The sequence below is a fragment of the Flavobacterium sp. P3_A6 genome, from assembly GCF_056403035.1.
Map to the genome: position 1 here is coordinate 1 of NZ_JBFUGG010000088.1, position 517 is coordinate 517.

Consider the following 517-nt stretch of genomic DNA (forward strand, 5'->3'; position numbering starts at 1 on the left):
CATAAATTGTATCTTTATCAGTTTGATCAAAAACAACTATTTTTCTTGTCTCTCTTTGTATAAGATCAGGGTATAACTCAGCTATTGCAGCTTTAGGATTATTTACCAATCTTTCTTTAAAAGAAGCATCATTAAGGGATTTAAGAATAACTTCTCTAACTTTTACTTTTGAGTCCTCTGTTAATTCAATTTTACTCATGATTTTAAATTTTAAGGTTTATATTTATACTTACTGTTGTATTCTTTTGGGTTTATCAATTTTAAAAAATTGCATTCAACACAATCTTTTAAAAAATTGATTCTTTAAAACCAAATACAATTTTAAGTGTAGGAAATAAAGAGTCCGTCAGCCTCTTTGTATTACCTGAAACAAGTTTTTATACTAACTCTTTATTTAGCAAGACAAAAATTGACAACTTTTTGCAATAGCCTCTGCTTGTCCACCAGCTACTAAATTTAAATCTTCCTGACTTAATTCAATTGCATCTGAGTCTCCGTCAAGCAAAACATATTGTGT

At 28.2% G+C, this 517-nt stretch carries 1 protein-coding gene; it reads right to left on the reverse strand.

What is annotated here, in order from left to right:
- On the reverse strand, nt 1-199 hold a 199-nt coding region (locus tag AC1DVP_RS21445; RefSeq protein WP_477185496.1), incomplete at its 3' end, for a hypothetical protein.
- Nucleotides 200-517: the final 318 nt, after the last annotated feature.